Here is a 15059-nt window from a genome sequence, read left to right on the forward strand (position 1 = left end):
GATACCCTTCCGGCTATTCAACGCGCCCCATTCTTGCCTGCATTGAAAATCGATCTGTAATACGCATCCCCACTATCAAGGTGAGTACGGAATCCGAATCCCTGATCGAGCATGGCCTGCATGTCGTGACGCTCGATACGCATCACATAGCTATGCTCATTGGTCACCAGTGCGCAGGCACCGCCCGGCACATCGACCGAGCGAAACCACTTGCCGGGATCGGCGTGGCCACTGGGGAACGTCTGTCCCTTGAACTCAACCTGCCATCCGCCATCGAGCAGAATCCAGTACGGTGCTTCCGGGTCCGCGGTGCCGTCGCATTTCGCAATCACCGCACCGGGGTCCGCTTCCCACTCGTGCGAGTGGTCGATCACCCATTGCAGTTGAGCCGTCGTCAGCGCGGTAAAAAATGGCGTGTGCCGCAAGAGATGCAAATAGGTAATGGAAGGTTTCATTGTCATATTCCTGACGGCGTCCGGCTCGCGTTTACCGCTGCAGGACGCGATACCGAGCGCCGAAATCAACGCCAGCAGCGGGATCGAAAAGCGCCTGCACCAACGGGCCAAACGTCCGCGTTCCCGCTCATGTGAAGTGTCGCGGCTTACCATGTGATGACTGCCGGGCTCACGCGATACCGCGCAAAGCATTGGCCACGATCGCAGCGCGAGATAAATTTTCTGCACCCATCGAACATCTCCCGTTCAGTGTGAATCACAGGCAGCATGATGACCGATATTGGCGCCCAGATAATTAGCTGCGTTTCCTCATCAGAATTCCATTTGCCTCAACTATCGAGCCGGACCTCGCCCAGACGGGGGAAACACCGTCTCCCGACGTTTGCACCCAGCCCATCCAATAGGGTGAATACTTATACAAAAAAATCTTATTTTGATAAAAATTTCAGTATTATTATATTGATATTCTCAATTTTTCAGAGACACCGGGAATGAAGAACTTCGTTACCGTCTCCACGGCAGCGATCCCGCCCGCGGGACAGGCGACCGAATGGGCGCGAGCGATCGGCGAACGCTTCAGCGAGCGTTTCGGCGGCCGGCTTTTCGACCCAGCGACCGGCGAGTCCTTCTCGGGCCAGATCGGTTATGCCGATGTCGGGCAAATCCAGCTTTGCCGGCTGGCGGCCCAAGGGCATCGCGTGGAAAACACGCCGGGAAGCGAGGCCAGTTCCAGCCGGTACAAGCTGACGATCCAGCTCGAAGGTACGTCCGAATTCGAGCAGGATGGTTTAAAGGCGAAGCTTTCTCCAGGGCACTGGGCCATCTACGACACCGCGCGCCCCTATCTGATGAATGCGCCCGATGCCATTCACGTAGCGATTGCGACTATTCCAAAGGACATGATGCGTCTCTCGCTCACCGAGCGTTGCGCACTGGTCCATCCGCTGACCTCCCATAGCGGTGCGGGCCTCGCGCTGTCCCGCTACATCATCGATCGCCTGCAGGCATTCGAACTCTCACCGGAACTCGATGCCGATGCATCGGCCGACCCGATCGAGCAGGACCTGACTACCCAGATCAGAATCGCACTGCAGGATCAGGTGTCGGAAACCAGAAAGCATCTGCACCCGAGGATGCTGCGCACACGCATCATCGAATACATCGAGCAGAATCTCGCCGATCCCGAACTCACCGTTGAGCGAATCGCGCTCGACCTGAACTGCTCGAAGCGTTACCTGCACACGGTATTCGATAGCGGCACCCACACTCTCTCCCGGTACATCCTGCAGCTGCGGCTCATGCATGTCTGTCGCGATCTGGGCAACCTGGCGTTGCAGCAATGCTCGATTACCCAGCTGGCGATGAAATGGGGCTTTGTGAGCCCCGGTCATTTCAGCCGCACCTTCAAGGAAATGTTCGGCGTGTCGCCCCGCGACTACCGGCGAGGCACGACTCAGCCGAGCCCGCTCGACTGACACAGGATATTGGCCGCCATCCCGCCATCACACGGGATGTTGACGCCTCGTACCCACCGGCTACCGTCGTCGCACAGAAACGCCACGAGCGGAGCAATGTCGTCGGGCCGCCCCGCGCGCTCGACGAGCCGCATGTCTTCCTCAGCCCGCTTGCCTAGCATCTTCAGAAAGTCCTGGTGAATGGGCGTCTCCACCGGCCCGGGGCTGATCGCATTCATGCGGATGCCGCGGCTACGCCACGCCCAGCGCATCTGCAGTGTCCATGCAATTAGCGCCTCCTTCGACAAAAAGTACGCGCGCGCGTCGTCGACGCCATTCGCTTCGCAGAACGCATCGACGTCCTCCAGGTTGCTCACGCCGAGCAGCGCCCGAACCTGACCGATCTGATCGGCCCAGCCGAATCCCGCCAGCGACGCCAGATTGACGATCGAGGCACCGTCGTTCATCAGCGGCAGCAAAGCCAGCGTCAATTGGCGTAACCCGACGAAATTGACCTGCAGCACGGGTGTGCGCCCTTTCGTCGGCGGCAGTCCGGCGATATTGCACAGCGCGTCCAATCGGCCGTGAACCTGCTTTGCAACCGAATCGATCGAATCGGCTTGCGCAAGATCGGCCCGAATGAACTGATCACACAGCCCCGCCGCGGGCTCGTTCCGGTCCACCGCAATAACGCGCGCGCCCTGCGCCCGGACCGTTGCCGCGCACTCGGCGCCGATACCCGAGGCGGCCCCGGTGATCAAAATGGTCTTGCCTTGCAACGACATTTTCGACGTCTCCTTGAGGTTGTCTCGATGGCGCCGGAAATCCGGTGCCGACCGTGCCGACTCTAGTCGCCCCCCGGCTACGCGTCTTGCCTGACAGTGCAGTGTCGGCGCGATTCCGTCCTGCACGTGCGCAGCGAAATTGCACTATCAGGCAAGTCGATCAAGGTTGGTTCTCCTACATTCGCATCCACACAGTCCTGTCACATGGAGACACCTCTTGAGAACCGTCCAGTTGCTCATCGCGGGACGCCCGCAGCCGGCCGTTGCCGGCGCGACGTTTGATCGTGCCAATCCGCAATCGAATCAGGTTGTCACGCGCGCCGCCTCGGCCGGCATCGAGGACGCCCGGCTCGCGGCCGATGCCGCGCAAGCCGCCTTCGCGGTCTGGTCCCGAACCGGCCCTTCGATCAGGCGCGAGATTCTGCTGCGCGCCGCCGACCTGATGGAGCAGAAGAAAAATCTCTTCGTCGAAACCATGCAGAGCGAAACCGGTGCGACGCGCGTCTGGGCCGAGCACAACGTGTTCGCCGCGGCCGCGATTCTCCGCGAAGCCGCCAGCATGACAACCCAGATCGCAGGCGAAGTCGTTCCGTCGGACGAAGGCCGTCTGTCGTTTGCGGTACGGCAGCCGGCCGGCGTCGTGCTCGGCATCGCCCCCTGGAATGCGCCGATCGTGCTCGGCACGCGTGCGATTGCGATGCCGCTCGCCTGCGGCAACACGGTCATCCTGAAGGCATCGGAAATGTGTCCCGCGACCCATTCGCTGATTGCGGACGTGCTCGTCGAAGCCGGACTCGGCAACGGCGAAGTCAACGTCATCACACATGCGCCGGCGGCGGCCGGCGAAGTGGCCGATACGTTGATCGCGCACCCCGCCGTTCGGCGCATCAATTTCACCGGCTCGACCCGGGTCGGCCAGTTGATCGCCGAACGGGCAGCACGTGTACTCAAGCCGGTGCTGCTCGAACTGGGCGGCAAGTCTCCGCTGATCGTACTCGACGACGCCGATGTCGAACGCGCCGTCGCCGCCGCTGCATTCGGCGCGTTTTTCAACCAGGGGCAAATCTGCATGTCGACCGAGCGCATCGTCGTCACGCCCGCGATTGCCGAGTCTTTCGTCGCGCGTCTCGCCGACAAGGCCGCGCGCCTGAGCGTGGGCGATCCGCGCACCACTGACGCGCCGCTTGGTGCGCTCGCCAGCGCCGGCGCCAGTGCGCGTATCAACGAACTCATCGACGACGCGCTGGCGCGAGGCGCCACGCTGCTGGCCGGCGGCAAGGCTGAGGGCGTATTCATGCCGGCCACGGTGCTCGACGGCGTCACGCGCGAGATGTCGATTTACCACGAGGAAACGTTCGGCCCCGTCGTTTGCATCATGCGGGCGGAGAACGACGAACACGCCGTCGAGATCGCCAACGACTCGGAATTCGGTTTGTCCGCGGCGGTATTCAGCAACGACATCGAACGCGCCTTCGCGGTCACGAAGCAGATTCGCTCAGGCATCTGCCACATCAACGGCGCGACGGTCAGCGACGAACCGCAGATGCCGTTCGGCGGCACCGGCCGTAGCGGCTACGGACGCTTCGGCGGCAAAGCCGGTATCGCCGAATTCACGGAGCTGCGGTGGATCACCGTGGCCTCCACGGCTCCCGCTTTTCCGATCTGAGCGAACCCGACAGCGACCCCGACACGCCCCGCGTGCCGGCAATCAACCCACCGAGGAAATAACACATGGCTCTACATCCGACGAACGATCGCGCACATGCGCTGCAGGCGGGCTGGACCCGCTTCGATCTCGGCGGCTTTCAGTGCACGGTCGTGACCGACGGCCTGCTGCACCTCGGCCCGCCGCGCAACACGTTTCCGAAAGCCGATGTCGAGGAAATCGACGACCTGCTGCTTCAGGCCTTCCTGCCGACCGAAACGATCGCGCTCGATCAGAACGTACTCCTTGTCAATACCGGCGAGCATCTGGTGCTGTTCGACACGGGCGTCGGCATCAACGCCGAACTGGGCGTCAAGACGTTCGGCCCGAATACCGGCCGCGCCATCATCAATATGTGGGCGGCCGGTATCGAGCCGGAAGACATCGATATCGTGGCCCTGACCCATACCCACCCGGACCACTGCTGGGGTCTCGTCGACGACAACGACCGCAAGCTGTTCCCGAATGCGCGCATCGCCGTGAGCCGGGCCGACGTCGACTACTGGACGAACCTCGAGAACATTCGCGATTCGATGTCCGACCATATGAAAGACCACTTCTACGGCGCTCACAAGAATCTCGCGCCGTATCGCGACGTCATCACATTCATTGAGGATGGCCAGGAGATCGTGCCGGGCATCCGCGCTCATGCCACGCCCGGCCATAGCCCCGGCCATACGATCTACGCAATCTCCAGCGAGGGGCACACGCTCGTGTGCTGGGGCGACCTCTGCCATCACCAGGTGCTGCTGCTTAGGCGGCCGGAATGGGCGTTCCTGTTCGACTACGACAGTTCCATTGCGGCGGCCACGCGCATGAGAGTGCTGGAGTGGATCGAGAAGCAGGAGCATCAGGTCCTCTCGTATCACTTTCCGTTTCCGGGGCGCGGGCATCTGCGCCGCAACGGCGACGGCTACGACTGGCTCCCCTCGCCGATCCAGCTCGAACGAGTCTGAGCGCCCCACTCCATCAGGATACCTATTTCATCATGAACACCGCTTACCGCTGCACGTGTGGTCTCATCGACGTCCACGCACACTGCCTGCCGCCGGCCTACCGCAAGGCGCTCGACGACGCCGGCCTCGCCACGCTCGACGGCGGCTACCCCGTTCCCGAGTGGAGCCCGGAAAAAGCCACCGCCGTCATGGAAGAAAACGGCATCGACACCATGATGCTCTCCGTGTCCTCGCCGAGCGTCAGTTTCCTCTCCGGACGCGAAGCGCGCGTGCGGCTTGCCCGCACCATCAACGAAGACATCGCGCAACTCCGGCGCGACTACCCAGGCCGCTTCGGCGGCTTCATGACGCTGCCGTTGCCGCACGTGGCCGACTCCCTCGCCGAAATCGACTATGCCTTCGACAAGCTGGGTCTCGACGGCCTGATCGTCGAAACGAACAGCGATGGCAAGTACCTCGGCGACCCCGCGTTCGCACCGATATTCGACCGGCTCAACGAACGGCACGCCACGATCTTCCTGCATCCGACCGCCCCGGCCTGCTTTTCGGCCGTCGGACTCGGACGCCCGGCGCCGCTGTTCGAGTTCCCATGCGACACCGCGCGCACGGTTATCGACCTCGTGTTCTCGGACACGCTCAAGCGCTGCGCCAATCTGAAGCTCATCGTGCCGCACGCGGGCGGCGTGCTTGCCGCGATCGCGCACCGGATCGCGCTGCTCTCGCCGATGCCGGTCATGAAGCCAGGCCCCAAGCCATCCGCCGAGGTCATCGCGGAATTGCAGGGGCTCTATTACGACCTCGCCATGTCGGCCAACCAGCCCACCTTCGACGTGCTGCGCACACTCGCCCCGCTCTCGCAGATCATGGTCGGCACCGACTTTCCGTTCCAGCCGGCGCACAACGTCGCGCGCAATATCGCGGATTTCCGCACGCTCGACGGCCTCACTGCGGAACAGCATCGGGCCATTGCGCGCGAAAACGCGCTGCGGCTCTTTCCGCGCTTCGCCAGCGCGAATGCTTAGGCTGACTGACTAATCCACCCTGAAATACAACACATCACACCAAGGAGACAATCATGAAAACCGTGCTCGTAGACGATCTCATCGATGAGCGTCCATTCGGCCTCTTCCAGGCGTCGATCTTCGCCATCTGCTTCCTGATCGCCTTGATGGATGGCGCCAACGTGCAGGTCATGGGTCTGAGCGCACCGCTGCTCGCCAATGACTTGAAGCTGACACCAGCCCAGCTCGGCCCCATCTTCGCCGGCTCCGAGCTCGGTTTCATGATCGGCGCGCTGCTGCTCGGTCCGGTTGCCGACCGCATCGGCCGCAAGACCGTGCTGATCGCCTGCGCGAGCCTGTTCGGACTGGCGTCGCTTTGCACGGTGACGGCGCCCGGATTCGTCACGCTGCTCGTGCTGCGTATCGTGACGGGTATCGGACTCGGCGGCGCGGCACCGTGTCTCGTCAGCCTGACGACCGAATACGTCTCCCGGCGCCATCGCGGCCGCATCGCCTCGCTGCTGTGGGCCGCCATGCCGGCCGGCGGCGTCATCGCCGGCTTTGCGGCGAGCATCGTGATTCCGCAGTATGGCTGGAGGGCCATGTTCTATCTGAGCGGCATCGTGCCGATCGCCGCCGCGGTGCTGGTGTGGCTCTTCGTGCCCGAATCGGTGCGGCTGCTGATCCTGTCCGGCGCGCGGGACGATCGCATCGCGCGGATCGTCAGGCGTCTCGCGCCTTCTTCCCTCGCCGGCGAGCCGGTGCGCTACGCGACCCATGAGCATCAGGAAAAGGGCTTGCCGGTCAAGCATCTGTTCGTCGACGGCCGCGCGCCGCTCACGGCCCTGCTGTGGCTCGCGTTCTTCCTCAACTTCCTCGCCTTGATCGCGACACTGGCCTGGGCCAGCACGCTGCTGCGTAGCGCGGCCATGTCGGTGGCCGCCGCGTCCACGGTCCTCGCCTGGAACAACGTGGGCGGCACGATCGGCGTCGCCATCGCCGGCGCGGTGATGGAGCGCCTCGGCACCTGTCGCTTCCTCGCCGCGATCTATGCGCTCGGGGCCATCGTTCTTGCGCTTACAGGGCTCAGTACACCTAACACCGCGCTGGTTTCGCTGTGCTCGGGTCTCACGGGTCTGTTCGTCGGCGGTGCCACTTCGGGCCTGATCGCCATCGCCTCGATGACCTATCCGACCGCCATCCGTTCGACCGGCGTGGGCTGGGCGCTTGCCGCCGGGCGCCTCGGCGGCGCCGTCGGCCCCGTTGCGGTCGGCGCGCTGGTCGCCACGGGCCTGCCCGTTGCGCACATCTTCGTCACCACGGCAGCCCCGGTGCTCGGCGCGTCGCTCGTGATGCTCGCGATGAGCCGCCTCGGCGCCGCCCGCACCGTCGATCGCGCCGAATTCGCCACGCATTGAACGACGGGCTGCCCGATCTGCGGCAGCCCTTCTACAACAAGAAACAACAAGAATCCGGAGACAACCCTCATGTTCAGACACACCATTCTCGCATCGGCTACCCTGCTCGCCTGCGGCAGCGCCGCCGCTCAAAGCTCCGTCACCATCTTCGGCATGATGGACGCCGGCATAACCTACGTGAACAATTCGGGCGGCAAGAGCAAGACCTTTTTCGACGACGGCATCTATTACCCCAACATGCTTGGCTTTCTCGGCCAGGAAGACCTGGGGGGCGGCACGAAGGCCATTTTCGAACTGGTCAACCAGTTTTCTCTCGCGAACGGCTCGACCATTCCGACCGCCAATGCGCTGTTCAACCGCACCGCCTATGTGGGTCTGTCGAATACACAGTTGGGACGACTGACGTTCGGTACGCAATACGACTTCATGAAAGATCAGCTGCTGTCCTACGACGCATCGCTGTACACCGGCGGTTTCTATAACTTTCGCGAAGGCCCCTTCCAGACCCTCGGCATTCCGGGCAATCCGACCGGCTCATGGGACTTCGACCGCATCGGCGGATCGTCGCGCATGCAGAACTCCGTCAAATACCAGTCCGTCGATTACAGCGGATTCTCGTTCGGGATGATGTACGGCTTCGGCAATGTCGCCGGTTCCGTATCGGCCGACAATGCCGTCAGCGCGGCGCTCGAATACCGGCACGGCGGATTCGGCATCGCCGCCGCCTATACCGAGATCAAGTATCCAGAGATGAGCAACGGCCACGATGGCATCCGCAATTGGGGAGTCGGCACCCAATACGATACCGGCAAGGTTCTCGCCAATCTGCTCTATACGAACACCCGCAACACGCTGACAGGCGGCCAGATCGATATGGTCCAGATCGGCGCGAACTGGCACGTCACGCCGTTCTGGTCGCTCGGCGCCGATTACCAGTACATGCAGGGCAACGCCGTGCTCCTGGACAACAAAGCCCATGAAGTTGCTGCGTCGGTCATGTACTCGTTGTCCAAACGCACGAGCGTCTACGTGGAAGGTATCTATCAGCGGGCGACGGGCAGCAACGGCAGCGCGACCGCCTGGATCAACGGCTTGAGCGCACCGTCGAGCACAGGCTCGCAGTTGCTGACCAGAATCGGGATGACCACCACGTTCTGAACTCGCGTCTGAGTTCGTGTCTGAACTCGCGGCGATCCTGCGCGGCATGGCGGCACGGTACTGCTGCAAAGCATTGCCGCGCTGCCCGATACGAATCCGGGGCCACCGACATTCCCGCACCTTCATCGGGTCGCCATAAGACAGCGGCCCGTCTCTTTTGAGTCCTCTCCCTTCTACGCGTGGCGTCATGAACCCAACAACACGCGGCGGCGCCGTTCTCGGCACCCCGGCCCTGCCGCTTCGGCAACCCGCCACCGGTTACCGAAGCGGCCTGCGCGCGCTTCTCGGTGCATCCGGCCCTGCCCTCGTCGCCTCTGTCGCCTATCTGGACCCGGGCAACATCATCACCAACCTTCAGGCCGGGGCAAGATACGGCGACGAACTGCTCTGGGTGGTTCTGCTCGCCAGCGTGGTGGCAATGCTGTTCCAGTCGCTGTCGGCAAAGCTCGGCATCGTGACGGGCCGCAATCTTGCCGATATCTGCCGCGACAGCTTGCCTCGCCGCTACGTCATCGCGCTCTGGCTTCTCTGCGAAGCGGCCGCCATCGCAACCGACCTTGCAGAGGTGATCGGCAGTTCGATCGGCATCTCCCTGCTTTTCAATCTCTCGCTGCTCAACGCCATGCTGCTGACCGTCGCCGCCACCTACTCGCTTCTGCAACTCGAAACGCGCGGTTACAGGCCGCTCGAACTCGTGATCGGCGCATTCGTGAGCGTGATCGGGATGGCGTATCTCGTCGAGGTATCGCGGATGCCGGTGAACTGGTCATCGGTCTGGGCGCACAGCATCCCGTCGCGTTTCACCGATCACGGCGCACTCGGTCTCGCGGTCGCCATAGTCGGCGCGACGATCATGCCGCACGCGCTGTTCCTTCATTCATGCCTGACCCAGAACCGCGTATCGGCCGGTGCCGTACGCGAGCCACGCGCGCGGATCAGACTATCGAACATCGAGGTAATCGTCGCGCTGGGCGCGGCAGGGTTGATCAACATGGTCATGGTCGTCATCGCGTCGGTTGCGTTTCACAACGGACACGCCGAGACGGCCGATATTGCCTCGGCAACGCGGCTTTTGACGCCGCTGTTCGGTGCGTTCGCCGGCACTCTCTTCCTGATCGCGCTGGTCGCGTCGGGCATATCGAGTTCCGTGGTCGGCACGCTGGCCGGGCAGATCATCGTTCAGGGATTCGTCGGATACCGGATTCCGTTGTGGCTCAGAAGGGGCCTCACCGTGGTTCCGGCCATCGTCGTGATTGCATCGGGTCTCGACGTCACCACCGTGCTCATCGCCAGCCAGATCGTTCTGAGCCTCGCGTTGCCGGTGCCGATGATCGCGCTCGTCTGGTTCACCTCGCGCCGCAGCGTCATGGGTGAGCACCACAACCACAGGTCCGTCACCGTGCTCGCCATTGCAGCGACTGTGCTGGTGCTGGTTCTCAACGGCGTCCTGTTGTGGCAAGCGGTAAGCGGCTAGTCGGGCGAACAGTTAGCGGGTAGCGGGTAAGCAGCTAAGCGCGTGAGCCGATGAGCGCCCCGCGTGACCCGCCCGCCGGTTAAACCGCTTCGGCCTCGGCACGCAAAGCCGTTTCGACTTCGCGTGCGCCGGTCGACACCAACGCGGCCAGGCGGGCGATCATTTTTTCGTCTGTCTCATCCGACACCACGTAGCTGATACTGCCGATTCCCACCCGGTCCAACGACAGCACGGCCGCGGCGATCCCGACGAGTCCCGCATCCACTTCCCCGCGCGTCACGAGACTGCCGTGTCTGCGCCATTCCGTCAGCACGGAGCGGAATGCCGGCAGCGTGCGGCCCAACCCGGCCTTCGCAATCGCTTTGGTATTGTTTTCGAAGAGCGCCTTGATCCGCCGGGGCGGCATGTACGCGAGCAGCATCTTCGAAGTCGCGCCGTAGAAAAGCGGCATCGGCCGCCCGCGCTCGTAGCTGATCGCCGTCGGGCTACCCTTCGCATTGACGCGATGAATGCACAGCACGTCGTCGCCGACCGCGCGGCATAGCAGCACGACCGACCCGGGCGGAGCGTAAGTGGAGAGATCTTCCATGACGGGACGTGCCGCGATCAGCAAGGGATCGGTCAACTGCAACTGACGGTCCAGCTGGGTGATGGTCGGCCCCAGTCCGTACCGGCCAGGCCGCGTGGTCGCAACCAGTCCCGCCTCGTCGAGCGCGGCGAGATAGCGGTAGGCGGTGGCGATCCCCACCTCGAGTTCCGAGGCCACCTCTTCGGCAGTCCATTCCGGATGTTCGACCGTGAACAGTTTCAGAACGGAGAGGGAACGGTCAGATGCGGACATGGCGGGAAATCGGTAGCTGACGGGAAACTGATTTTCTCATCATGAGATAATTTCCGCCAGATAGGTACTCGCGTTTACACGGCGCTCGATGACGGCACAAGACCGTTGTCGGGGAGCGCCGCGCCCCGGCTTCCAGGGTTCGTGTTCGCATTGCATCGAACGTGGCCGGGAGACTGCCGGGGAATCATGCCGCTTCACACGGACCATACGAACCATGCAGGGGCAGGCATCAGGTCCGAACCCAGGCACGTCCCCACGAATTCAGCGTACGTTCGTTGTGCGGCCAAACTCCGGGCGTGTCGCCAACGCCGACGCGAACCAGTTCCGCGGAGAACTCCAGCCGGTTGCCGTCCGGATCGGTCACCATGAAAAACAGGTTGTCGCCGGGACCATGCCGCCCCGGACCGAAGAAGATCGGCACTTCGGCCCTGGCGAAGCGGTCGCCCCAGTCGCGGATATCGTTCCACTCGTTCGTCTCGTAGCAGTGGTGATCCCAGACATTCTGGCTGCCCTGAAAGAACGCCAGCGAGTGATGCTCGTCGTCCGACCGCAGGAAGACGACCATCGTCTTGCCGTCGTCGCTGACTACTTCGTCGGAAATCGCATAGCCCACGGTCTCCGTGTAGAACGCCACGACGCGTTCGAGCTCCGTCGTCTGGAACACGGTGTGCTGAAGACGCGCGGGCAAGCCATCGCGCGAAGGCGACCCCGCCGTGAGACCGAAGGACACGCATCGCCCCTGCGGGTCGCGAATCATGAACGCACCGGGCCGATACAGCACGCTATCGGCCGGCTCGCACGTGACGTTGCGCGCAACCAGACGTTGACGCAACGCCGCGAGGTCTGCCTCGGTATCGACCACGAAGCACGAACACGGCTGGCGTCCGCTCAGGGAATCGCTGATTTCCACCGCGCGCCCCGGTCCGGTCAGGACGATCCTGCCGTCGGGCAACGTGACGTCCACCAGATCGAGCTGCTTGCGATAGAAATCGGCGAGCCGGTGCGGCTCGGCCGATACGATATGGAGGTGATGCAGTCTTGCAGGCGTTGCCTGCTGAAGCGTAGTAGACATGATTATTTCCCTCATACATGGGGCGACGTGGCAACCTCGGTCACCTTCCGGCTTTCCGGCGCGCACTCGCCAGGCTGATTGATACCGAGCTGGACCGCATAGGCGGTGGCAAACTGCGACTGCTCTTCCGCGCGGAATGCCCCGGCCACATAGCGGTCGGGACGAAGCAGCAGGATTTGCCCCACGCAGCCGCCGAGCGGCACCTTGAACACATCGTTCTCGTCGACGACGAACTGCAATGAGCCGCGATTCTGTCCAACGGGCATGGACGAGCCGGCAGGCAGCACGTGCACGCGCGTGCAGCGCAGGCTATTCCATAGAGGATGGCCCAGATCGGCGAGGCGGCTGCCGCCCACCGGGCCATACTGCACGAGCGAGAATCCTTGCCCCGTCAGATCGTCGAGAAGGACTTTCATTCCATCCGGGGTCCGAACCATCGGCTGCGGCAACATGCGGCCACGGAAGCTCCGCTTGCCGAGTCCGGCGTCCGGACCGAGCAGCCCTTCCCTGAAGCGCGGCTTCGGCTTGAATTTCATCTGCAGGAAATAGTCCCGTAACGGCGGCACATAAGCCGCAAACGTGAAAAACGCTTGCCACAGGAACGCGCTCAACCGCGACGACGGCGCCATCACGATGCCCAGATTGAGCGCGAGCCGAATCAGCGCCCACGCATGGCCGCGACGCTCCGTCTCGTACGAATCGAGCACCCGTTCTGGCAAACGGCCATCCAGTACGGCCGCGAGTTTCCAGCCGAGATTGAAGGCGTCGCGCACGCCGCTATTCATACCCTGCCCGGCGTACGGCGGCGTCAGATGCGCGGCGTCGCCGGCGAGAAACACGCGCCCTTCCTGCCAACGCTCGGCCACGCGCGCGTGAAACGTATAGACCGTCTTGCGGATGATGTTCGTCTCCCGGTCACCCCTGAACGGCATGAGCAGCTTGCGAACCGTCGCCGGTTCCATGATCGCCTCGGCGGATTCGTCGGGATGAACGAGGATTTCGAAGCGCCGGGTCCGATGCGGACCGGGCACGTCGACCACCGCCCGCCCCGCGTCGCAGTACACACGCATCTGCGAGAACGTATCGTCGTCGTCCTCGGTATCGATCACGAGCCAACGCGACTTGAATGTCGAGCCGACCATCCTGATGCCGAGCATCTCGCGTATCGGGCTGCGGCCGCCATCGCACGCGACCAGATACTTCGCGTGGATCTCGATCTCTTCCCCGGCGGCACTGACCCTGGCCGTAACACCCCGTTCGCCCTGCTCGAACGACTCCAGCGTGTGGCCAAACAGCACCTGCCCCGATGCGAACCGGTTCAGGCCGTCGCGCACGGTCGCCTCGAAAAGCGGTTGCCGGAACGCATTGCGACGCGGAAAGCCATACTCGCTTGCGGTCGGAATCACCTTGCCGAAACACCGGCCACCGTGGCGGGTAAAGTAGTGCACGCCGTAACCGGGCACGACGTCCTTCATCACGGCTTCCGACAGACCGACCGCCTGCATGGTCCGCAGCGATTCGTCGTCGATCGACACGGCACGCGGCTCGCCAATGGTCGACGGCTTGCGATCCACGAGCACGAACCGTGCGCCGGCACGTCCGAGCACGTTCGAAAGCGTCAGCCCCGTCGGGCCACCGCCGACGACCAGCACGTCAGTATCAATGATCTTCAATTCTCGACTCCATCAACAATCCACCGCACTACTAAATATCGTGCGACGGATCGCCCGCCTCGCGGCGGTTGTCTCCTACCTTCTGGTTAGTACCGGGTCTCGTCGACCACGATATTGCGCAGCGTGCCGATACGGGAAATCTCCACCTCGACCACATCGCCCGCCTTCATCCACAGTGGCGGCGTACGGAATGCACCCACGCCGCCCGTCGTCCCGGTGATGATCACATCGCCGGCGTGCAGCTCGGTAAACGTCGAGCAGTATTCGATCAGTCGGCCTACGTCGAAAATCAGGTCGTCGGTGTTCGCTTCCTGCACGACCGCGCCATTGAGGCGCGTGGTCAACGTGAGTGCCGACGGGTCGCCCACCTCGTCGGCCGTCACCAGCCACGGACCGAAGCCGCCGGTCGACGGGAAATTCTTGCCGGGAATGAACTGGATCGTGTGTTTCTGCCAGTCGCGCACGCTGCCATCGTTGTAACAGGAATAGCCCGCGATATAGCTTGCCGCGTCCTCACGGCGCACGTGACGCGCTGTCTTGCCGATCACGACCGCGAGTTCGCCTTCGAAGTCGAGCTTTTCGGATGCGAGCGGACGCACGATCGGACCGCCATGCGCAACCTGCGAATCGGCCCAGCGGGTGAAGATCATCGGATGAACGGGAATCTCGCGCCCGGTCTCCTTGACGTGCGAAAGATAGTTGATGCCGACGCACAGGATCTTCGCCGGGTCCGGCACGACAGGCAGCAGCTTCACGTCGCTCAGTGCGATACGCACAGCCTGCCCCGCCGCCCATTTCCCGATAGCCGGCAGGCTACCGTTGGCCAGCGCGGCCTTGAGCGACCCACCGACTTCGCCCGCGATGGGCGCCAGATCCACCACATGTTCGCCTTCCACCACGCCGAACGATGCGGTGCCACGATATTCGAAACTCGCCAGCTTCATTCCATTTCCTCCCGGATCAATGAAGGCGATCATAGCTCAACCAGATTTCATGTCAACATTTTTATCGTATTTCGATAATTTCGTTTTTATCGTAAATTCTCAAATATCACAAAAGTAAAAGAC

At 62.9% G+C, this 15059-nt stretch carries 13 protein-coding genes; 7 read left to right on the plus strand and 6 right to left on the minus strand.

Annotated features, from left to right (window positions below; translation table 11 throughout):
- Positions 1-17: 17 nt before the first annotated feature.
- Positions 18-683 carry a hypothetical protein gene (locus F3J19_RS23800; protein ID WP_345889850.1) on the minus strand — a complete coding sequence of 222 codons (666 nt, stop codon included), beginning with the start codon at positions 681-683 and terminating at the stop codon, positions 18-20.
- A gap of 263 nt (positions 684-946) precedes the next feature.
- Between F3J19_RS23800 and F3J19_RS23805 the strand changes: the two genes are divergently transcribed.
- Entirely contained in the window at positions 947-1930 is a 984-nt protein-coding gene (locus tag F3J19_RS23805) for a helix-turn-helix domain-containing protein (protein WP_167046968.1), read from the plus strand.
- Here F3J19_RS23805 and F3J19_RS23810 read toward each other — a convergent pair.
- On the minus strand, positions 1909-2694 hold the full coding sequence (locus F3J19_RS23810; protein ID WP_167046971.1) for a coniferyl-alcohol dehydrogenase: 786 nt from the start codon (positions 2692-2694) through the stop codon (positions 1909-1911). The genes F3J19_RS23805 and F3J19_RS23810 overlap by 22 nt on opposite strands.
- 217 nt (positions 2695-2911) lie before the next feature.
- On the opposite strand from F3J19_RS23810, the gene F3J19_RS23815 reads away from it, so the two are divergent.
- From F3J19_RS23815 to F3J19_RS23840, 6 genes are all read left to right on the plus strand, one after another.
- Entirely contained in the window at positions 2912-4360 is a 1449-nt protein-coding gene (locus F3J19_RS23815) for an aldehyde dehydrogenase (protein WP_167046974.1), read from the plus strand.
- A gap of 65 nt (positions 4361-4425) precedes the next feature.
- Positions 4426-5355 (plus strand): MBL fold metallo-hydrolase, encoded by a 930-nt coding sequence (locus F3J19_RS23820; protein ID WP_167046977.1) that lies wholly within the window; start codon positions 4426-4428, stop codon positions 5353-5355.
- A 32-nt stretch (positions 5356-5387) separates the two neighbouring features.
- Positions 5388-6377: an amidohydrolase family protein gene (locus tag F3J19_RS23825; RefSeq protein ID WP_167046980.1), complete on the plus strand. Its 990-nt coding sequence runs from the start codon at positions 5388-5390 to the stop codon at positions 6375-6377.
- 53 nt (positions 6378-6430) lie between these two features.
- Positions 6431-7774 (plus strand): MFS transporter, encoded by a 1344-nt coding sequence (locus tag F3J19_RS23830; RefSeq protein WP_167046983.1) that lies wholly within the window; start codon positions 6431-6433, stop codon positions 7772-7774.
- A gap of 69 nt (positions 7775-7843) precedes the next feature.
- Entirely contained in the window at positions 7844-8932 is a 1089-nt protein-coding gene (locus tag F3J19_RS23835; protein WP_167046985.1) for a porin, read from the plus strand.
- Positions 8933-9119: 187 nt separating this feature from the next.
- Positions 9120-10406, plus strand: coding sequence for an Nramp family divalent metal transporter (locus F3J19_RS23840; RefSeq protein ID WP_167046986.1), 1287 nt, complete (start codon positions 9120-9122; stop codon positions 10404-10406).
- Positions 10407-10485: 79 nt separating this feature from the next.
- On the opposite strand, the gene F3J19_RS23845 is transcribed toward F3J19_RS23840, so the two are convergent.
- From F3J19_RS23845 to F3J19_RS23860, 4 genes are all read right to left on the minus strand, one after another.
- Positions 10486-11247, minus strand: a complete 762-nt coding sequence (locus F3J19_RS23845; RefSeq protein WP_167046987.1) for an IclR family transcriptional regulator C-terminal domain-containing protein — start codon at positions 11245-11247, stop codon at positions 10486-10488.
- A gap of 229 nt (positions 11248-11476) precedes the next feature.
- Positions 11477-12319: a VOC family protein gene (locus tag F3J19_RS23850; RefSeq protein ID WP_167046988.1), complete on the minus strand. Its 843-nt coding sequence runs from the start codon at positions 12317-12319 to the stop codon at positions 11477-11479.
- Positions 12320-12330: 11 nt separating this feature from the next.
- The gene (locus tag F3J19_RS23855) at positions 12331-13992 is read right to left on the minus strand and encodes a bifunctional 3-(3-hydroxy-phenyl)propionate/3-hydroxycinnamic acid hydroxylase (RefSeq protein WP_167046989.1); all 1662 of its coding nucleotides are present in this window, start codon (positions 13990-13992) and stop codon (positions 12331-12333) included.
- A gap of 86 nt (positions 13993-14078) precedes the next feature.
- Positions 14079-14936: a fumarylacetoacetate hydrolase family protein gene (locus tag F3J19_RS23860; protein ID WP_167046990.1), complete on the minus strand. Its 858-nt coding sequence runs from the start codon at positions 14934-14936 to the stop codon at positions 14079-14081.
- Positions 14937-15059: the final 123 nt, after the last annotated feature.

Source organism: Burkholderia sp. Ax-1724, assembly GCF_011752995.1.
GTDB lineage: Bacteria > Pseudomonadota > Gammaproteobacteria > Burkholderiales > Burkholderiaceae > Paraburkholderia.

Bases quoted from the DNA above. Each gene is read 5' to 3' on its own strand.
- F3J19_RS23805 (WP_167046968.1), top strand. From the start codon at position 947: ATGAAGAACTTCGTTACCGTCTCCACGGCAGCGATCCCGCCCGCGGGA.
- F3J19_RS23810 (WP_167046971.1), bottom strand. From the start codon at position 2,694: ATGTCGTTGCAAGGCAAGACCATTTTGATCACCGGGGCCGCCTCGGGT.
- F3J19_RS23820 (WP_167046977.1), top strand. From the start codon at position 4,426: ATGGCTCTACATCCGACGAACGATCGCGCACATGCGCTGCAGGCGGGC.
- F3J19_RS23825 (WP_167046980.1), top strand. From the start codon at position 5,388: ATGAACACCGCTTACCGCTGCACGTGTGGTCTCATCGACGTCCACGCA.
- F3J19_RS23830 (WP_167046983.1), top strand. From the start codon at position 6,431: ATGAAAACCGTGCTCGTAGACGATCTCATCGATGAGCGTCCATTCGGC.
- F3J19_RS23835 (WP_167046985.1), top strand. From the start codon at position 7,844: ATGTTCAGACACACCATTCTCGCATCGGCTACCCTGCTCGCCTGCGGC.
- F3J19_RS23840 (WP_167046986.1), top strand. From the start codon at position 9,120: ATGAACCCAACAACACGCGGCGGCGCCGTTCTCGGCACCCCGGCCCTG.
- F3J19_RS23845 (WP_167046987.1), bottom strand. From the start codon at position 11,247: ATGTCCGCATCTGACCGTTCCCTCTCCGTTCTGAAACTGTTCACGGTC.
- F3J19_RS23850 (WP_167046988.1), bottom strand. From the start codon at position 12,319: ATGTCTACTACGCTTCAGCAGGCAACGCCTGCAAGACTGCATCACCTC.
- F3J19_RS23860 (WP_167046990.1), bottom strand. From the start codon at position 14,936: ATGAAGCTGGCGAGTTTCGAATATCGTGGCACCGCATCGTTCGGCGTG.